Below are 17,386 nucleotides of genomic sequence, written 5' to 3' on the forward strand. Positions count from 1 at the left end.
CATAAGAGACCAAAATAATCGTTGACTATCCATCATTTTTACCTTACTGTAGTAGTATATTATCTTTGTACAATGGATAAACAAACACCTTCTTAGAAGATGTGACCGTTTTCAATGTATGTAAAAGGTTTCACAAGGGGGAGATAAGATGAAAAATGTAAAAGTCGGTATTATCGGATGTGGGAATATAAGCAGTATTTACTGTCAGGCCGGCAAAAAATTTGAAATTCTAGAGATCGTTGCCTGTGCAGATTTAGACTATTCTCGTGCCAAAGCAAGAGCAGAAGAATTCGATATTCCAAAAGCCTATACAGTAGAAGAATTATTAGCGGATCCTGAAATAGAAATTGTCATTAATTTAACAATCCCCCAAGCACATGCAGAAGTTTGTACTCGTGCGCTTGAAGCAGGGAAACATGTTTATGTTGAAAAGCCGCTTGCGATTTCATTGGAGGATGGTAAAAAAGTTCTAGAACTAGCGAAGAAAAAGAATTTAAAGCTTGGTGGTGCCCCTGACACTTTCCTAGGCGGGGGGATCCAAACTTGCCGAAAGTTAATTGATGACGGGGCGATCGGTGAGGTAGTGGCAGCTACTGGGTTTATGATGTCGCCTGGTCATGAATCATGGCATCCGGATCCATCATTTTATTATCAACAAGGCGGAGGCCCCATGTTTGATATGGGCCCCTATTACATAACCGCCTTAATTAATCTAATCGGTCCGATTCGCAGGGTAACAGGCTCCACACGCATCACGTATAAAGAGCGGACAATTACAAGTAAACCAAAATATGGAGAAAAAATAAAAGTGGAAGTGCCCACCCATATCACGGGTGTATTGGATTTTGACAATGGAGCAATTGGGACCATTATTACTAGTTTTGATGTAGGCGGTTCAACTCTACCGAATATTGAAATTTACGGATCAACGGGCACGATTATAGTTCCTGATCCCAATACCTTTGGTGGTCCAGTTCGCTTAAAAAAACATGGAAGTCAGGAGTGGGAAGAAATTCCATTGACCCACAGGTTTACAGAGAATAGTAGAGGAATAGGTGTGGTGGACATGGCCTATTCACTCCGAAATGGAGAAGACCATAGAGCCAATGGTTTATTAACGCTTCATGTATTGGAAGTAATGCATGGTATACACGAAGCCTCTGCTGAAGGGAAGCATTATATTCTTACTAGCACATGTGAACAACCTAAGGCTTTACCGATTCATTTTTAAAGGCTCTATAGAAGAGAGGGACGTTAAGACTGTTGTGAGATCTTTCCGTTTTCGTAAAAAAAAAGAAGGTGAGTGAAGAAAATGAGTCAAAAGGCATTAATTGTTTGGGGTGGCTGGGATGGTCATGAACCGGAGCAAATAGCAGGTATTTTTAAGAATATTTTAGAGGAAGAAAATTTCGAAGTTGAAGTTTCTCATTCATTGGATACTTATGCAGATGGAGAAAAATTAAAAACATTTGACCTGATTGTACCGCATTGGACGATGGGGAAAATCGAAAACGAGTATGTACGTAATATTTCGCAAGCGGTTATGAGTGGAGTAGGCTTAGCTGGATGCCATGGAGGTATGTGTGACTCTTTCCGAAATGATGTGGATTGGCAATTTATGACGGGTGGAAATTGGGTCGCTCATCCTGGAAATGACGGGGTTGAGTATATGGTCAATATAAAACATTCTTCAAGTCCGCTACTCTCAGGAATGGAAGATTTTAAGGTCGTTAGTGAGCAATATTATCTACATGTTGACCCAGCCGTCGAAGTATTAGCAACAACCCGATTCCCCGTTGTGGAAGGACCTCATTCGACGAATAAGGCAGTGGACATGCCAGTTGTATGGACAAAGCGTTGGGGAGAAGGTCGAGTGTTTTATAATTCGCTTGGACACCATGCTGATATAGTAGCTAGACATGAAGTAACAGAAATCATGAGAAGAGGATTTCTTTGGTGTGCTGAAGGGAAAAAATTAGCGGATCATCCATCTTCAGATACACTGAAATTTTATTCTGGAATGGGAGACAGCCAATAAAAAAGTATAAATCACATGCTAGACCAATAAAATACAGTCTCAGTTATAAAAATACTTTAAGAAGAAGGGATTGTTGAATTGTGATAGATATAAACAAAAAGCAGATAAGAATTGGAATGATTGGTTACAAATTTATGGGAAAAGCTCATTCCCACGCTTACCGTGATGTAGCTTTCTATTTTGACCCAAAAGTGGAACCTGTCTTACAAGCCATATGCGGTCGCAATGAAGAAAAGGTGAAAGAAGCTGCCAATAAATTTGGCTGGAATTCATATGAAACAGACTGGCGGACACTAATAAAGCGCGACGATATCGATTTAATCGATATTGTGACACCTAATTATAATCATGCTGAAATTGCGATTGCCGCTGCGGAAGCAGGGAAACATGTATTTTGTGAAAAACCTTTAGCTATGGACTTAGAGCAATCAAAGCGTATGTTGGAAGCGGTTGAAAAAAATAAGGTTCTCCATATGATTAATCATAATTATCGTTTTGCTCCGGCAATCCAATTTGCAAAGAAGTTAATCGAAGAGGGGCGACTAGGCAAAATTTATCATATTCGTGCAACTTATTTGCAGGATTGGATTATGGATCCGCAATTTCCACTTGTTTGGCGATTGAATAAAGATGTTTCAGGCTCAGGTTCGCATGGTGATCTTGCTGCACATAGTATTGATCTTGCCAGATTTTTAGTTGGAGAATTCAAAGAAGTGACAGGCATTATGGAAACGTTTATTAAACAACGCCCCATTGTAGAGGATAGTGATGGGCTAAGTGGAACTGCATCAAGTGACAAATTGGGAGATGTAAATGTAGATGACGCCAGTGTATTTATCGCAAAATTTGAAAATGGAGCGATAGGGACATTTGAAGCGACCCGTTTTGCAGGAGGAAACAAAAACGGCAATCGGTTTGAAATTAACGGAGAAAAAGGCTCTATTCGTTGGGATGTTGAGCATATGAATAACCTAGAGGTCTATTTCCATGATGATGAGCCGGGATTGCAAGGATTTAGAACGATCACTTGTACAGAAGAAATACACCCATTTGCAGGGGCCTACTGGCCAGCAGGTCATATTATTGGATATGAGCATACATTTATCAATTTAGTAGAAGAGTTATTAAGTGGAATTGGGCAAGGTTATAGTCCGTCTCCTAACTTCTATGATGGCGTGAAAAATCAAGCTGTTCTTGAAGCGGTTGAACAATCTTCTCGAACAAAACAGTGGGTATCGATTGAAGATATTGTTCAAAATTTGGAGAATAGGTAGATTAATCCTATATTCCGCGCCCCTTTGAAAGCCTAAAATCTTTTTTGCAGGAATTCCCCCATGTCCTATCGAAGGTAAGGGTATGAAGACCGTGGGGTGATTGCAATGAATAATCCAATTCCGCAGATTCCTGACTTTCAAGTATGTCGAGTCGGATCGGCTCCTGTTATTCGTCAATTAATAGACAAATTAGGACTCATCGATCGAATCGATCAGCTCTCTCCTGTTAAAAAGGAAGATGTTAGCAAAATCTATTTCAGACGCAGGCTGGGGTATGTATGAAACATGCTCGCATACAAATGCGCAAGAAATGGAGGGGTCTTGATCAAACTAGAACCTACATTCACTTCACAAGATTGTTCGAGTTGTGGCAAGCGGGTGAAAAAGTCTCTTTCTATTCGTACGCATATTTGCACAAAATGCGGAACGATACTTGATCGTGACCATAATGCGAGTCGAAACATCTTACAAAAAGGATTAGATGAGTTCCTTACTATAACGGAATCGCCATAACTGTAGGGCAAGGTTGTGTCCGAACGGTATAATTTACGCCTGTGGAGACTGTGTAAGACATATTTGGGACACCCCCATTATGCAACGGTTCATGAAACAGGAAGCCCCTTCTTCAAACAACCCGACAGGGTGTTAAGGAGGGGGCATTCACCAAAGAACGTTAACATCCAGCTCCAGCGCCTAGCCCCTCGAGGTCAAATAACCTGAGCCAATAAAAGTCAAAACCGGACTTTTCTTGTCTCAGAACATTTGCTTGTCGGGGCTGAACAAGGCGCTTGCGCTTTTCTTATCAATCAGCAAATATTGACAGGTCTTTGTAAATTTTTTCAAGCATTTGTTGGCATTGCTTGACAAGATGTTCAGGGAAATATTCATCTTCTCCATATTCAACACCATGAGGATAATAATGCTTTCCTAAGATTGGATTCATTAACTGAATAAAGGCATCATGGGCTCCAACATCCCCTTGGGTGGCATAGCCCTGTACACGCAAATAGTATGTCCCTTCACGAATTTGAAATTTGTGATCATACGTGACCCGTTCATAATCCCATTGTCCGGCTCTCACCATAGCGTTTTCTTCCATTACTTCATCCAAACGATTTAAATCAATATGTAATGTTTCAATACCGGTATTTTCAAATTTCAAAGTATGTCCCTCCTTTTTGATCCAACAAGTTTAACGCTACTCTTAGCATAAAAAGAATCATTTATTCCTCTTATATAATAGTCGAAAAAGCAGGAAGTTGCAATGTTAGGAAGCTTGGGAATCAACAAATGAATTAAAAAGTGAATATTTTTGACTAAATAGTGAAAAATAACAAAAGCTGTTTTCTATAGGCAGGTTGGTTAATGCTGCCGGATAGATGGACAGTCCTTTCAAAAGCTATGGGATCGAACGATTATAGGAATAGGAGGAACTATTAATATGACACAAATACGGGATATTATGACAACAAGTATAGAGACTTGTTCGCCAAATGAAACGGTATACGATGTTTCCGTAAGAATGAAAGATGATAATATCGGTGTTATTCCAATCGTGGATAACGAAAGACTGATAGGCGTCATTACAGACCGAGATATTGTTTTACGATGTATCGCTGAGAAAGAGTCCCCTCAGTCCAAAGTGAGTGATATTATGAGCAGCCGCTTAATTACTGTGACTCCAGAAACAACGACTCAAGAGGCTACGCAGTTAATGGCCAAAGAACAAATTCGCAGACTGCCAGTTGTCGAAGATTCTAAATTAGTCGGGATCGTTGCTTTGGCAGACTTAGCTGTACGGGACCTAACCAATGATCAAGCAAAAGCCGCCCTTTCTGAAATATCGGAACCAAATGAAAACCAAGCATTTCATTAATTGCAATGAAAAAACCCTGAAAATTCAGGGTTTTTTCATTTTCAATGAGCAGAAAAGAATGTTAAAATGTAATCATATGTCTAATTTATCCCATTTTAGATCAGTGGAAGGTAATGGCTGTTTTAGAAAAGGAGGGCTGAGAATGCGTATGCGTATGCTTGTTCGAGTTTGTATCATTTCATTTCTTATTTTTGTTTTAATGATTTTTTCGCATTCCACCCCTGAAGATGAGAATGAACCCATAAAGGATCAGAACTCCGCCACGCCTCCTAAAATCGATTATTCTATTCAAGATGATCAGAAAGAAGAAACCACACGTCCAGACGAGGGACTCTCTGTATACATTGGTAAAAACAGTGAGACGCTTATAAAGGATTATGGAAAACCGCAAAGAATTGATCCATCTGCGTATGGGTATGATTGGTGGATTTATAAAAATTTTGCTGGAACTTATATGCAGGTTGGTGTGAGTCAAAAAAAAGTTGTGACCATTTATGCTTTGGGGAATCAATTAAATGTCTCACCATACACGATTGGTCAGTCTGTTGCAGATATATTTCGGTCAACCATTATGGAAGCAGAAATTACGATATCAACGGATGAAGGGGCTTATCGATTTGAATTGTCAGAAGAAGATTTAAATCTTCGTCCCCTTGTCCCTTTAGGCAATATTTTCGCTCAATTATCAATTGATAAATATACAGGTACCTTAACGAGCATCCGTTTTTTTGATACAAAAACGCTTATTACCCAAAAGCCTTATGAATTACTATATAATGGTCACTTATTGGAGCCTGAGAACCCAGGTAGAGAAGAATGGAAGGAAATTGAGGAGGGGAGTAAGCAACAAATATTTGATATTACTAATATTATCAGAGAGCGTTTTGATTTAATCACATTAAAATGGGATGAAACGGTGTCTGCCGTTGCCTATAACCATAGTCAAGACATGGCCAATCATGAGTATTTTTCCCATGACTCTCCTGAATATGGTTCTCTTGCGGAAAGACTTGATGCACAAGGTATTGAATACGATGCAGCTGCAGAGAATATTGCCAAAGACTATATAGACGGTCCTGCTGCAGTAGAGGCCTGGCTTAATGTAGAAGGTCATAGAAAAACCTTATTGGATAAAGATTATACAAACTTAGGTGTTGGTGTTTTCCAGAAGTATTATACTCAAAATTTCATAAAAACAGAATAAGAAAAAGCCTCACAAGCTTTTTTCTTTTTTTTAAGGACTTTTTTTACAAGTAAACATATTCTATATATAGGATCATTGTATAGGCGAGGTGATGTAATATGGAAAAGGACCTTCATCCCTCTGTGAAGGAGTTCAAAGAATTCATTCAGCAACATCCTCATTTAATTAAAGCTGTTCGGCGGGAGGAATATACTTGGCAAGAGTTATTTGAGGATTGGTATTTACTTGGAGAAGATGACCCTAAATGGAAAAAAGAAAACTCAAAAGAAGAAGGAAATCGTTCGACTAAAGAGGGAGAGAGTAAATTATCAATGGGTCAGATCACGAAAATATTAAAGAACATGGATGTCAATCAACTCCAACACCATATTCAACAATTAAGTCAAGCAATCGGTGCGGTTCAAGGGGTATTAACCCAATTTCAAAGTCAGTCTGGCCAAAGTACGCAAACAGGAACTCAAACGAACAGAAATAATCCTTTTTCTTTTAGAAAAGATTAAGGGGGATAAGAGTATGCGTCAAGAAGTGATTCAATATATTTATGAAAACAAAGAATTAAAACAATTTTTAAGGGAACAACCAATATGGTATCGGAAATTATCAAGAGAACCGGAAGGACTAGAACAATTCGAAATTGCCTCGTTACATTATTTTAAAAAAACCATCCCTCATCGTGTTGAACGATTCTCGAATAATATGCAAATGGCTTCCATGATGATGAATATGTTTCAAGCATTAAATACCTCGAAATAATAACGAATTTCTTGCATGAACCTCTTCCTTTTGTGAAAACTAAAAGGGAGGAGTGATAATGATGTGGAGATTCGTGTTCGTATTAGTCATATTATTTCTAGTGACTGGTTGTGGTAAAAAAATACCTGAGCCAGAATCTTTTGCAGCCGAAGCATCAGAAATTGGGAAAGAGGATCCTGTTTTTCAAATCCAACACTATGTTGATGGGGATCAAGTGAAAGTAGAATGTTTTGTTCCAGATGTATCCTTCAATGTAGCGGATAAAAACCGAGCAAAAATCAATCTATATATTGATGACCAGTTTTATGATGAATATGATACGGCTGCCTTTATTGTTAAGCATCTAAAAGCTGGATCCCATAAAATAAAGGTAGAAGTTGTCGGCTTAAATAATCAGCCATTAAACATTTCTAAAAGTTTTCAGGTAACCATTTTATAAGACCCCTCGCAACCGTCTTCAAAACATGGTAAAATAATGATTGGAGGTGGGCGTATGCTTGCTACAATCGAAATAGTTCAATTAATAGAAAAGGCCGAGCTCATTAGCGAACAAATTATCCAATCGGAGATTGCGAATAAGTACCGGTTTTATTATCATAAATTACAAAACACGCCAGAGACTCAAAGGAAGATTAGATCTTTCCTTGAAATAAAGGAATTATATGAAGACGTTCAAAGATTTGGGCGCTATCACCCCGATTACAAAGAAATTATGATCAAAACGCGAGAGCGAAAAAGAGAAATGGATCTAGATGAAAATATTGCTAATTTTCGCCGAATAGAAAATGAATTGCAATCCCTATTGGATGAGGTCAGTGTTATGATTGCTCGGTCTGTTTCAGATCAGATTAAAGTACCAACAGGAAATCCATTTTTTGATACAGGTTCTTCGTGCAGTGGAGGCTGTGGGTCAGGAGGAAGCTGTGGCTGTTCCGCGTAGCGTAGTATAATTTAAAGGGGAAAATGTATGTTTAGTGAAAGACAAGGATTGATCATTTGGTTATTTAATTTAAAAAATGTGAAGACTTTAAGAAGATATGGGAATATCCATTATGTGTCAAAACGAATGAAATATGTTGTTATGTATACGGCACAGGCTGAAGCAGAGGAAAAGGCAGAAAAGTTAGCGGCATTACCATTTGTAAAAAAGGTGGAATTATCTTATAAGCCATTTTTAAAAACGGTTTATGAAAATTCTAAACCAGATAAAGCGAAAGAGTATGATTATCGCATTGGGCTATAAATCAGCTGTTGCAGGCGAAAGGCTCCTCCTACTTTTACTTAGGACAAGGATCTTTCCTGCGGCAGCTTTTTGTCGTGCTAAAAAAATGCTGATATTTGCCGAAAACTTTACTAGAAGCTACTAAGGAGAATAGAAGTGCAAAGGTTTATTTTCTTAATCACTATGCTGTTTTTTCTAACTGGGAGTTTATTGTTTTACCAATGGAAAGCTTATTCTTCACAAAATGAAAATCCTGTTATTACAGGCGAAGAAACGATCCAAATCAAACATCGGAATGGGCAATTTCAGATAAAGCAGACGATCCATCATCTACCGAATCAGAATTTTAAGTTGAACATTCCTGGTAAAATCGAAAAAATTAAATGTGAGGATGGAGAAGAATTTGGCTGTTCGATAGAGAATAATCAGGTGGAAGTGAGAAATGGAGAAATGACTTTTACTTACTCTATTCCAGATTCTAAACAAGAGGTCAAAAGTTTTTTATTGCAGGATTGGCTCATTCAATTAGTGGATGTCAACATCCAATCCCATCACATCCAACTCAGTGAATTTAGTTGGAGAGCGGGGAATTGGATTAGTAATACAAAAGAAATAGCGAAAGAAAAAGTGGATTTATTAGATTATTATTATTTTGATGTGAAAGATGACAAGGTCATTTTATACTGGCAACAGGAACCTTTAGAGCTAGTTGATCTTCATGAAAAACTGATTATGTATTCAAGTTACGACCCAAAGAAATTGGCAGAAGTGAAATTTGAGCCAATGAGTCAAAAGAACTTATTCATTATCATCTCTAATCAGTATAAAGAAGGAAAGAATGACCATTTTATGATGATCCATCCACAAGATAATATGAAAGACATTCAACGCCAATTGATTAGGACAGATATTGAAAATAGATTTTCTTTTTTACCGGAGGAAAAATGGTTATCCAACGTATTGTCTTCTCTGATTGTAGATGATCCTCCAAAAGATGCAAAGGCCAATAAGATGTTTTTGGAACTAAAAAATAATCTTTCTGAAAAACAATTAAAGGATTGGAATCACTCCATTCGTTCATTTGAACAAAACACATTAGAAAGTAAAAATCTTGATCAAATCTTAAGTGATATCAGTGGAGGAAAGATCCGTTTTTTTACTCATAATGCGAAAAAGGACAGTCCTTTTGTATCGTTCTTACGATATGATCCTAGAAAGGTATTTATAAATGGAACAGAAAATAATCAAATCAATATTTTACAACAGAATGAAAAATGGTTGATGGATTTTTTACCTTTATTAGAGGCTTTACATTATCATGTGCAAATGAAGGATCATGATATCATAGAAGTGGAAAAAGGAGAGGTTCATTATCGTTTTTATCCGAATAAACGATATTTTGACTTAAATGACAAGCGCTACGGAACAACCGAGCCTCCGGTATTATTTACTCAGCAAGCAATGCTGATTGACATTCCATTCATATCTATATTATTGAATGTCGAAGTTAAAAACGCCCCTGATGGTTTTTATATTAAGAAAAGCGCAAGGCCCCGGAGCTAGATCCAAACATTAGCCAATTTTTATACTCCTATCCTATAAAAAAATAACCCTGCATTTCTGCAGGGTCCCTTCCATTGCCGTCTAAACGGTTTAGAAGGCAAAAAGGGAGAGGAGAAACCGGAGGAAGAACTTAAGGGGAATGTAAGTCTTCTCCGCGGTTGGCAACAGCATCATTATTGATGCCGTTAAAGTCATTATTTCCTATAAATCGATGGAATATACAAGAAACTGCTTTTAAATAAAGATAATTGAATAGGCCATTTAAATTTGGTAGGATAAAGTGAAATATGTGGGATAAAGTAGAAATTTAGCAAAATTTGGTGACGATATGAGAATAATTTCGGGGGATTTAAAAGGAAGGCCGCTGAAGGCTGTACCTGGAAATGGGACGAGACCAACGACTGATAAGGTAAAGGAAACCTTATTTAATATGATTGGCCCATATTTCACTGGGGGCGTGGCTCTCGATTTGTTTGCCGGTAGTGGAGCTTTAGGAATAGAAGGATTAAGTCGTGGAATGGACAAAGTTATTTTTATTGATAAGGACCGCCAAGCGATTCAAACGATTAAAAAGAATATTGACTACTGTGGATTGGAAAACCAATCTGAAATCTATCGCAATGATGCAGAACGTGCTTTAAAGGCGTTAGTCAAAAGAAAATTACAATTTGACTATATTTTCTTAGATCCTCCTTACCATCATCAAAAGTTAGAAAGTTTATTGAATACAATTGAAAAAAATAATCTGCTTCATTCTCAAGGCCTCATTATTGTTGAACATGATTCCGAACTTTCACTTCCTAGAAAAGTGGGGGATTTGGAACAAAGAAAAACAGCCCATTATGGCATTACGGCTTTATCGATTTATCATCTAATTGAGAAATAACTAGGGAGGTACCATGAAAAATATAGCAGTTTGTCCAGGGAGCTTCGATCCTGTAACAATGGGACATATGGATATTATTCAAAGAGGGGCTAAAGTCTTTGAAGAGGTTCGAGTCGTTGTTTTGAACAATTCTTCCAAACAGCCCCTATTTTCAGTAGAAGAGAGAATGGAACTTTTAAAAATGGTCACTAAGGATATTGAAAATGTGATTGTAGATTCCTACGATGGGTTGCTCGTCGATTATGGAAAAAGTGTGAATGCGAAAGCTATTATACGTGGATTGAGGGCTGTCTCAGACTTTGAATATGAAATGCAAATCACCTCCATGAATAGAGTATTAAATGAACAAATTGAAACATTCTTTATTATGACCAATAACCAATATTCTTTTTTAAGCTCAAGTATTGTCAAAGAAGTGGCCAAATATAACGGGAATATATCTGAACTTGTACCGTTAGAGGTTGAGAGGGCACTTAAAAAGAAATTTAGTTAAGTGTTACGGATTCCTTTTTCTCTCCACCGATGATGGCGCATCCGTATCGGTGGAGAGGATTAGTATTAGTTATGCTGGATTCTTCTGTTCGCTTTTACATAGAAAAAGATATAAAAAATAAGCGCTATAATGGTCAGTAGAGGCCCTGTCTCCGTAAATAGAGACATGATTTTTTTCCACCATTGTTCATGTTCCTGAAGGAAAACAGGGACAGTCGTTTCGATCGCTTGAATATGAAAGTAATGGGAAAATGGTTTCCAAAGTAGCACGGTAAAAATGCTGGAAAGGAACCCGTGTAATATGCGGGCAAAGAAAAAAGGTTTATAGCCAATATCGGTATCAGCTAAAATACTGGCAACTTGTGCGTGTACACTTAAACCGCTAAAACCGAGAATAAAACTGACGATGACTGCTTGATGCATCAGCAGAGACCCTGGTATTTCACTAGTCATCTGACTCCCTAATGTAATTTCAAAAATTCCCGCAACCAAGGAGTTTCCAAATTCTTTCGGTAACTGAAAAATGGGCAAAATATAATCGAGCAAGGATGCGATAGCAGGTGTAAAGTGAAGGTGAAATAGTAATTTATTGAGCACCGAAAAGAGAATAATAAAACCGCCAATCATAAGTAAAGTATGAATAGATGACATGACGGCGTCACCTAATAGTTTTCCAATTGGTTTTTGGTTTTTCATTCTTGTTTGGTGTAAAGCTGAAAAGGCTTGGGAAAGGCTTGGTAAGGATTGCCCTTTATTTTGTTTTTTCTTTTCCTCTTTTGCTCCATAAAATCGCATGATAATACCGACACAAAAATTCCCTAAGTAATGAACGGCGGCCAATAAGAAGCCTAAACGAGGATTTTGAAAAAAGCCTACAGAAACAGCTCCGAATATAAATAAAGGACTAGATGAATTGGTGAAAGATGCTAGTCTTTGAGCCTCTATTCGCGTTATTTGTTTTTCTTGTCTCAATCTGACTGTCAATTTGGCCCCTGCCGGAAATCCAGTAGCCATCCCCATTGCCCAAGCGAATCCTCCTACACCAGGTACCCGGAAGAAAGGCCTCATAAAAGGTTCGAGAAGCACTCCCATAAACTTCACAACACCAAAGCTAATGAGTAATTCAGAAATGACAAAAAATGGAAATAGAGACGGAAAGACAATTTTCCACCACATATTTAATCCACGTATGGATGCTTCTAATGAGTCCTCAGGCAAAATGATCATTGATATGGCCATTAAAGTTACTGAGAATGCTAATAGTAATGTTTTTATTTTTGATCCATTCATCTTACCCAAACTGTTTACCCCCTGTCCAACACCCACATAATCAATATACTCATAAAAATCACATTTAGACCATAAGATGTTCCAGGAGGCGATGAGGCATGCCTAAAATTGGCTTAGCATTAGGGTCTGGAGGGGCAAGAGGATTTGCCCATTTAGGGGTATTAAAAATTTTGCAGCATCATTCTATCCCAATCGATTGTATTGCTGGGAGTAGTATGGGCGCCCTTGTCGGTTGCTTCTATGCCTTTGGCCATGATGTTGAGCAATTGATTAAGCTCTCTATTGCGTTTAAAAGAAATCATTATCTAGATTTTACAATCCCGAAGATGGGATTTATTGAGGGAAAAAGAATAAAAAATATGATTGACCTGTTTATGCATGGTAAAAACCTAGAGGATTTAAATATTCCTGTTTGTGTTATGACTACAGATTTACAAACTGGTGAAAGGGTAGAATTTACAAGCGGAAATATTGCCAAGATTGTCCGGGCAAGCATTGCCATACCAGGAATATTCACACCGGAAAAAATAAACGGGCGGCTTCTTGTCGATGGCGGCGTTGTGGATAAGATTCCCATTTCGACCGTAAGAAAGATGGGAGCAGATATTGTCATCGGATCAGATGTCGCGTTTGTAAATAAAAAAGCAGAAATTACAACGATATACGATGTCATTATGCAAAGTTTAGATATTATGCAAACTGAGATCGGCACTGCTAGAGAACTTGAATCAGATTTGATGATTCGACCACATGTAGAAGAGTTTAGTACAAGATCTTTTAAAAATATTGATGAAATGATCAAGAGAGGAGAGGAAGAGACCTTGAGAAAAATGCCGGAAATCAAGCGCTTGATTTCCGACTATAACGAACCTACATCATAATGGGAGGTTGTTTATATTCCAAGTCACGTAGTCTTGTTCGATAGGGCTCTTGTAAAACATGCGCATAAATCTGGGTCGCTTTTCTATCTAAGGCAAGCATCCCATTTTGTTGGCCGGAAACTTTGGAAATGAGAGGGATGGGTAGATCTTTTTTTATTTTGCTCAAATACTCTCTGCCGTTTCTGCTCATACCAAGGAGTCGAATATATTGCGGATTCATCCCGAATGAATCGATCATCTCTTTATGTGTATTCATAAGGATATGGGTCGCCGTCCGCTGTAATCTTGTCCAAGTGTACCTCTTTGTTTTGATGATCTCCATAAAACCTTGAAAATGATGGGCGGATTGGGCTGCCCGAACCAATCGATTTTCTAATCCTTCTTCCACTTCGTAAATTAATTTTAGCTCTTCTCTCCTTTTTGAAAGAAGCTGATATTGCAAATATGGCCAATAATGTTCCCAAAAATGAAACTGACCAAATCTAGAAAGATAAGTCTGTAATTCTGAAAATGTCGTTTCTGGTACATAGCGGCTTATTTCTTGGATATGATCCGTTTGTTGTATCATATTTCTAATAGAAGTCGCACTAGCGATATTGGTATGATTAAATGACTCATCATGATAGTCAGCGTTTTTTCTTTGTACGGTCATAAGTTGCAAGTGCGGATTTATTTTAGAGGCCGAATCAATATAATGATATCCAAGAATATTATTAGGTCTTGATAAGTCAACAAGCTCATTTCCTGGATGTAATTTTTGGAAAGCGGCGGATAATGCCGAAGGATAACTCATCCCTTTCTTCATAAATTCTTTAATGAATTTCTCGTATTGGGAATGATGACGAGTTAAAAATTGAAGCGTTTTATAAAAGTCTGTTATATTGCCTGATTCACTTCCGAAACAAATATGCTTGCATTGTAAGGCATTCAGTAAATAAATAGCTCCATAGGCAAAGATCTCTGCTTTTTGAACAGAAAAGGCATATGGTAGTTCAATCACAAGATCGACCCCAGCTAATAAGGCCATTTTCGTTCTAGACCATTTTGAAACAAGAGCAGGTTCTCCCCTTTGCAGAAAATTTCCACTCATCACACATATGGTTGTTTCTGCCTGAGCCTTTTCCTTTGCCGCTTGTAATTGATACAAATGTCCATTATGGAATGGATTATACTCCACTACAATTCCTACTGTTTTCATTACCGCTCCCCCAAAAAATCAACTTTCTATTATGATACTAAAGAGTGATTAAAAATAAAAACACAAAGAAATATACATAGTATTTTTATGGTAAACTAATATTTGGCATTTTCAGAAAAGTATTTGGGTAAGATGGTAGAGGAATGTAAAACATAGAACGAAGGGAAATGTAAAGGAGATATATTGACAAACAACAGTCTGAAAGCTATAATTACTTTTGTTGCCAAGAGGTGATAAGCATGAAGTGGACAGTTTCTCAGTTGCAAAAATTGCGGCATACTGAAGTGGAAATTGACCAAACGATCGATATTTCAAATAACCTTGTAAAACGAAATCCGGACATTAGAGATGCTAGTCCTCTACACGTTAAAGGGAAGTGTAAGGTTGATGCTGAAAAGGTTACTTTTGATCTTCATATAGATGGGACATTAATTTTGCCTTGTTCTCGGACATTAGTGGACACCGAGTACCCTTTAGACATTTATTCATCAGAGGTTTTTTCATTTACTTCAAACCCATTATCAGATGATGAGGTAGATGATATGATTCATGTACCTGAGAACGGAGTAGTCGATTTGATTCCTGTTATAGAGGAGTTGATCCTCGTCGATATTCCCATGCAAGTGTTTTCGCAAGAAGCCTTGAATGACAACATGCCAGCCGGGAAAGATTGGAATGTCATGACAGAGGAACAGTATCAAGAAGAAAAACAAAAGGATAAAAAAGTAGATCCCCGTCTAGCTGGGCTTGCTACCTTGTTAGGAAATGAAGAGGAATGATCGCTTTTCATTGTCTAGCTTCAGCGCCCAGCGGTTAGGATCTAGCTCCAGGCGCCATCGGCTCGAGGTCAAATAACCTGAGCCAATAAAAGTCAAAACCGGACTTTTCTTGTCTCAGAACATTTGCTTGTCGGGGCTGAACAAGGCGCTTGCGCTTTTCTTACAGGATAGGAAAGTATAAATTTTGGCTAATGTTGGATCTAGCTCCAGCGCCCAGCGACTAGCAAACTTTCGGTGCCTGCTTGCGTAAGTCAACATCGATTCACCCTTCGGGTTCATCGTGTTTCCTTTATCTCGTCAGGCCCCTAAAAAGTTTGTACGTCGCTAAACGGGCGCTTGCGCTTTTCTTATAAGGAGGTGGGAAGAATGGCTGTACCAAAAAGAAGAACGTCAAAAACGGCTAAAAGAAAACGTCGGACTCATTTTAAATTACAAGTCCCGGGCATGGTTGAATGTCCAAATTGTGGGGCGATGAAACTTGCACATCGGGTTTGTAAGGAGTGCGGAACCTATAAAGGTAAAGAAGTTGTAAATAATTAAGATGAAGTAAAAAAGCGTGAAGAGACCATGGCTCTTCACGCTTTTTTTTTGATTCTATCTTTCCATACACAGGCATATACTTACAAAAAGTAGAGGTGATAAAATGTCAATTTCGCGACAAGATGCCTGGTCATCTGATGAAGATAATCTATTAGCCGAATTGGTCCTTTCACATATTCGAGAGGCAAGTACACAATTGAAGGCGTTTGAAGAAGCTGGAAAGCAATTAAAAAGAACCGCTGCAGCATGTGGATTTCGCTGGAATTCCAATATTAGAAAGCAATATAAAGAAGAGATTGAACAAGCCAAAAAAGCGAGAAAGCAAAGAAAAGAGGGAAGGCTCTCTTCAACTGAAGAAAATGCGCCAGAAAGAGCGAAAAATCAGTTTAAGCAAGAAGCTCCCAGTACGATTTTGGCGGATGCAACCTTTCTCTTCGAAAAATTAGAAAAGGAATTGAGCGAACTCGAACAATTCAAACTAGAAAATAAAGAGTTAAAGGAAAGGGTGGAAATTTTAAAAGCTGAGAGTTTAGCAGCTAAAGAGGAGGTGGAAGAGACAAATAGAAAGTATCAGGAATTAAAGAAAGATTATCACTCATTAATGTATCTTCTTGATAAGGCTAGGAAAATGGCAGGTGAATTCTCTATAGAAATCAATGAGACAAATGGGGTTAAGGTGAAATAAGGAAAGGAGCCGAAAGAATGATCGGCTCCTTTTCCTTATAAAGTGTGTTCAAAAAGGAGGATAAAAAGGACCAAGAAGTTCGAGGCGGCGTAGCTTTGAGCAGCGGAACGTATGCAGTTAATACGTGAGCAGCGGAAAAGCAAGCCAACGAAGAAATTCGCAGTGTCATTTTTACCGGACTTTTTGAACATCCTCTTATAGAATTTGAGAATTAGTTGGTTCCTCAATCGGTAGTTTGCGCACAAAACACATAATACCAGCGATTAAGAAAAGAAGGGCAGGTAAAAACGCCGCTCCAAGCGAAATAATCCCCATTAAAACCGCTCCGATAATATTCAGCCAGCCACCTAATTTCGGGTTTTTATCTCCCTTTACGTTAATAACAGCAATAATTCCTAGAATTATTCCAATGATTGCTGCGATAATGATGGCCCAACCAGCCCCTGAAAAAATGCCGAGGATGCCTTCCATTTCTTCCATTGAAACAGCTGGGTCATTTGAGAGAGTTGGATCATTCGCGATCTCACTTTTGACTGCATCTGAACCTAAAAATAAGAAAAGCATTCCAAGTAAACTTGTTAAAGCACTAAATACAATCCCAATGATTCCTAAAGTTATTTCGCCTGTTCTTTTCAAAAGAAATACCTCCTGGTTTATAATGTATACATATTAATATACGATTACGATTTTAAAGAGTTTCACATT

Annotated in this window: 23 protein-coding genes; 19 read left to right on the forward strand and 4 right to left on the reverse strand. The window is 38.1% G+C overall.

From position 1 onward, the window contains the following. Positions 1 to 148 precede the first annotated feature (148 nt). The 5 genes from MUB24_RS01070 (at position 149) to MUB24_RS01090 (ending at position 3,825) form a co-directional block, all read left to right on the forward strand. Positions 149 to 1,231 (forward strand): Gfo/Idh/MocA family protein, encoded by a 1,083-nt coding sequence (locus tag MUB24_RS01070; RefSeq protein ID WP_244700033.1) that lies wholly within the window; start codon positions 149 to 151, stop codon positions 1,229 to 1,231. Between the two features lie 81 nt (positions 1,232 to 1,312). Continuing rightward, positions 1,313 to 2,038 carry a ThuA domain-containing protein gene (locus tag MUB24_RS01075; protein WP_244700035.1) on the forward strand — a complete coding sequence of 242 codons (726 nt, stop codon included), beginning with the start codon at positions 1,313 to 1,315 and terminating at the stop codon, positions 2,036 to 2,038. A gap of 89 nt (positions 2,039 to 2,127) precedes the next feature. Beyond that, entirely contained in the window at positions 2,128 to 3,312 is a 1,185-nt protein-coding gene (locus MUB24_RS01080) for a Gfo/Idh/MocA family protein (RefSeq protein WP_244700524.1), read from the forward strand. A gap of 105 nt (positions 3,313 to 3,417) precedes the next feature. Next, positions 3,418 to 3,594 (forward strand): hypothetical protein, encoded by a 177-nt coding sequence (locus tag MUB24_RS01085; RefSeq protein WP_244700037.1) that lies wholly within the window; start codon positions 3,418 to 3,420, stop codon positions 3,592 to 3,594. Between the two features lie 3 nt (positions 3,595 to 3,597). Further along, the gene (locus MUB24_RS01090; RefSeq protein WP_244700039.1) at positions 3,598 to 3,825 is read left to right on the forward strand and encodes a transposase; all 228 of its coding nucleotides are present in this window, start codon (positions 3,598 to 3,600) and stop codon (positions 3,823 to 3,825) included. A gap of 289 nt (positions 3,826 to 4,114) precedes the next feature. Here MUB24_RS01090 and MUB24_RS01095 read toward each other — a convergent pair whose 3' ends face one another. Further along, positions 4,115 to 4,474: a YugN family protein gene (locus MUB24_RS01095; RefSeq protein ID WP_244700041.1), complete on the reverse strand. Its 360-nt coding sequence runs from the start codon at positions 4,472 to 4,474 to the stop codon at positions 4,115 to 4,117. Positions 4,475 to 4,753: 279 nt separating this feature from the next. Here MUB24_RS01095 and MUB24_RS01100 point away from each other — a divergent pair, with 279 nt between their 5' ends. The 10 genes from MUB24_RS01100 (at position 4,754) to coaD (ending at position 11,309) form a co-directional block, all read left to right on the forward strand. Further along, complete coding sequence (locus MUB24_RS01100; RefSeq protein ID WP_244700043.1) at positions 4,754 to 5,188, forward strand: CBS domain-containing protein; 435 nt, start codon at positions 4,754 to 4,756, stop codon at positions 5,186 to 5,188. 142 nt (positions 5,189 to 5,330) lie between these two features. After that, a complete protein-coding gene (locus MUB24_RS01105; RefSeq protein ID WP_244700046.1) occupies positions 5,331 to 6,392 on the forward strand; it encodes a CAP domain-containing protein in 1,062 nt (353 codons plus the stop codon). Positions 6,393 to 6,490: 98 nt separating this feature from the next. Beyond that, complete coding sequence (gene ylbD / locus MUB24_RS01110) at positions 6,491 to 6,892, forward strand: YlbD family protein (protein ID WP_244700048.1); 402 nt, start codon at positions 6,491 to 6,493, stop codon at positions 6,890 to 6,892. A gap of 13 nt (positions 6,893 to 6,905) precedes the next feature. After that, positions 6,906 to 7,145, forward strand: a complete 240-nt coding sequence (locus MUB24_RS01115) for a YlbE-like family protein (protein WP_244700050.1) — start codon at positions 6,906 to 6,908, stop codon at positions 7,143 to 7,145. 58 nt (positions 7,146 to 7,203) lie between these two features. After that, entirely contained in the window at positions 7,204 to 7,584 is a 381-nt protein-coding gene (locus tag MUB24_RS01120) for a hypothetical protein (protein ID WP_244700052.1), read from the forward strand. 54 nt (positions 7,585 to 7,638) lie between these two features. Beyond that, complete coding sequence (locus MUB24_RS01125) at positions 7,639 to 8,085, forward strand: YlbF/YmcA family competence regulator (protein WP_244700054.1); 447 nt, start codon at positions 7,639 to 7,641, stop codon at positions 8,083 to 8,085. Positions 8,086 to 8,112: 27 nt separating this feature from the next. Continuing rightward, complete coding sequence (locus MUB24_RS01130) at positions 8,113 to 8,388, forward strand: YlbG family protein (protein ID WP_244700057.1); 276 nt, start codon at positions 8,113 to 8,115, stop codon at positions 8,386 to 8,388. 135 nt (positions 8,389 to 8,523) lie between these two features. Then, on the forward strand, positions 8,524 to 9,930 hold the full coding sequence (locus MUB24_RS01135; RefSeq protein WP_244700060.1) for a hypothetical protein: 1,407 nt from the start codon (positions 8,524 to 8,526) through the stop codon (positions 9,928 to 9,930). A 328-nt stretch (positions 9,931 to 10,258) separates the two neighbouring features. Beyond that, on the forward strand, positions 10,259 to 10,816 hold the full coding sequence (gene rsmD / locus MUB24_RS01140) for a 16S rRNA (guanine(966)-N(2))-methyltransferase RsmD (RefSeq protein ID WP_244700063.1): 558 nt from the start codon (positions 10,259 to 10,261) through the stop codon (positions 10,814 to 10,816). A gap of 13 nt (positions 10,817 to 10,829) precedes the next feature. After that, on the forward strand, positions 10,830 to 11,309 hold the full coding sequence (coaD, locus tag MUB24_RS01145; protein ID WP_244700066.1) for a pantetheine-phosphate adenylyltransferase: 480 nt from the start codon (positions 10,830 to 10,832) through the stop codon (positions 11,307 to 11,309). Between the two features lie 65 nt (positions 11,310 to 11,374). On the opposite strand, the gene ylbJ is transcribed toward coaD, so the two are convergent. Beyond that, the gene (gene ylbJ / locus MUB24_RS01150) at positions 11,375 to 12,598 is read right to left on the reverse strand and encodes a sporulation integral membrane protein YlbJ (protein WP_244700526.1); all 1,224 of its coding nucleotides are present in this window, start codon (positions 12,596 to 12,598) and stop codon (positions 11,375 to 11,377) included. Between the two features lie 98 nt (positions 12,599 to 12,696). Here ylbJ and MUB24_RS01155 point away from each other — a divergent pair, with 98 nt between their 5' ends. Beyond that, a complete protein-coding gene (locus tag MUB24_RS01155; protein ID WP_244700069.1) occupies positions 12,697 to 13,479 on the forward strand; it encodes a patatin-like phospholipase family protein in 783 nt (260 codons plus the stop codon). On the opposite strand, the gene MUB24_RS01160 is transcribed toward MUB24_RS01155, so the two are convergent. After that, positions 13,469 to 14,677, reverse strand: a complete 1,209-nt coding sequence (locus MUB24_RS01160) for a nucleotidyltransferase (protein WP_244700072.1) — start codon at positions 14,675 to 14,677, stop codon at positions 13,469 to 13,471. The two genes, MUB24_RS01155 and MUB24_RS01160, sit on opposite strands and share 11 nt — an antisense overlap. A gap of 239 nt (positions 14,678 to 14,916) precedes the next feature. Here MUB24_RS01160 and MUB24_RS01165 point away from each other — a divergent pair, with 239 nt between their 5' ends. From MUB24_RS01165 to MUB24_RS23145, 3 genes are all read left to right on the forward strand, one after another. Further along, positions 14,917 to 15,456 (forward strand): YceD family protein, encoded by a 540-nt coding sequence (locus tag MUB24_RS01165; protein WP_244700075.1) that lies wholly within the window; start codon positions 14,917 to 14,919, stop codon positions 15,454 to 15,456. A 366-nt stretch (positions 15,457 to 15,822) separates the two neighbouring features. Beyond that, complete coding sequence (gene rpmF, locus MUB24_RS01170; RefSeq protein ID WP_244700078.1) at positions 15,823 to 15,996, forward strand: 50S ribosomal protein L32; 174 nt, start codon at positions 15,823 to 15,825, stop codon at positions 15,994 to 15,996. A 103-nt stretch (positions 15,997 to 16,099) separates the two neighbouring features. Next, a complete protein-coding gene (locus MUB24_RS23145) occupies positions 16,100 to 16,681 on the forward strand; it encodes an RsfA family transcriptional regulator (RefSeq protein WP_280516820.1) in 582 nt (193 codons plus the stop codon). 195 nt (positions 16,682 to 16,876) lie between these two features. On the opposite strand, the gene MUB24_RS01180 is transcribed toward MUB24_RS23145, so the two are convergent. Next, complete coding sequence (locus MUB24_RS01180) at positions 16,877 to 17,317, reverse strand: DUF4064 domain-containing protein (protein WP_244700080.1); 441 nt, start codon at positions 17,315 to 17,317, stop codon at positions 16,877 to 16,879. Between the last annotated feature and the right edge of the window lie 69 nt (positions 17,318 to 17,386).

This window comes from Lederbergia sp. NSJ-179, from assembly GCF_022867885.1.
In the GTDB taxonomy this organism is placed as follows: Bacteria; Bacillota; Bacilli; order Bacillales; family Bacillaceae_C; genus Lederbergia.

What these genes read in the sequence shown, in the direction of transcription:
- MUB24_RS01090 (WP_244700039.1), top strand. Translation starts at nt 3,598, where the DNA reads ATGCTCGCATACAAATGCGCAAGAAATGGAGGGGTCTTGATCAAACTA.
- rpmF (WP_244700078.1), top strand. Translation starts at nt 15,823, where the DNA reads ATGGCTGTACCAAAAAGAAGAACGTCAAAAACGGCTAAAAGAAAACGT.
- coaD (WP_244700066.1), top strand. Translation starts at nt 10,830, where the DNA reads ATGAAAAATATAGCAGTTTGTCCAGGGAGCTTCGATCCTGTAACAATG.
- MUB24_RS01125 (WP_244700054.1), top strand. Translation starts at nt 7,639, where the DNA reads ATGCTTGCTACAATCGAAATAGTTCAATTAATAGAAAAGGCCGAGCTC.
- MUB24_RS01130 (WP_244700057.1), top strand. Translation starts at nt 8,113, where the DNA reads ATGTTTAGTGAAAGACAAGGATTGATCATTTGGTTATTTAATTTAAAA.
- MUB24_RS01070 (WP_244700033.1), top strand. Translation starts at nt 149, where the DNA reads ATGAAAAATGTAAAAGTCGGTATTATCGGATGTGGGAATATAAGCAGT.
- ylbJ (WP_244700526.1), bottom strand. Translation starts at nt 12,598, where the DNA reads ATGAATGGATCAAAAATAAAAACATTACTATTAGCATTCTCAGTAACT.
- MUB24_RS01100 (WP_244700043.1), top strand. Translation starts at nt 4,754, where the DNA reads ATGACACAAATACGGGATATTATGACAACAAGTATAGAGACTTGTTCG.
- MUB24_RS01105 (WP_244700046.1), top strand. Translation starts at nt 5,331, where the DNA reads ATGCGTATGCGTATGCTTGTTCGAGTTTGTATCATTTCATTTCTTATT.
- MUB24_RS01120 (WP_244700052.1), top strand. Translation starts at nt 7,204, where the DNA reads ATGATGTGGAGATTCGTGTTCGTATTAGTCATATTATTTCTAGTGACT.
- MUB24_RS01085 (WP_244700037.1), top strand. Translation starts at nt 3,418, where the DNA reads ATGAATAATCCAATTCCGCAGATTCCTGACTTTCAAGTATGTCGAGTC.
- MUB24_RS23145 (WP_280516820.1), top strand. Translation starts at nt 16,100, where the DNA reads ATGTCAATTTCGCGACAAGATGCCTGGTCATCTGATGAAGATAATCTA.
- ylbD (WP_244700048.1), top strand. Translation starts at nt 6,491, where the DNA reads ATGGAAAAGGACCTTCATCCCTCTGTGAAGGAGTTCAAAGAATTCATT.
- MUB24_RS01115 (WP_244700050.1), top strand. Translation starts at nt 6,906, where the DNA reads ATGCGTCAAGAAGTGATTCAATATATTTATGAAAACAAAGAATTAAAA.
- MUB24_RS01075 (WP_244700035.1), top strand. Translation starts at nt 1,313, where the DNA reads ATGAGTCAAAAGGCATTAATTGTTTGGGGTGGCTGGGATGGTCATGAA.
- MUB24_RS01155 (WP_244700069.1), top strand. Translation starts at nt 12,697, where the DNA reads ATGCCTAAAATTGGCTTAGCATTAGGGTCTGGAGGGGCAAGAGGATTT.
- MUB24_RS01160 (WP_244700072.1), bottom strand. Translation starts at nt 14,677, where the DNA reads ATGAAAACAGTAGGAATTGTAGTGGAGTATAATCCATTCCATAATGGA.
- rsmD (WP_244700063.1), top strand. Translation starts at nt 10,259, where the DNA reads ATGAGAATAATTTCGGGGGATTTAAAAGGAAGGCCGCTGAAGGCTGTA.
- MUB24_RS01165 (WP_244700075.1), top strand. Translation starts at nt 14,917, where the DNA reads ATGAAGTGGACAGTTTCTCAGTTGCAAAAATTGCGGCATACTGAAGTG.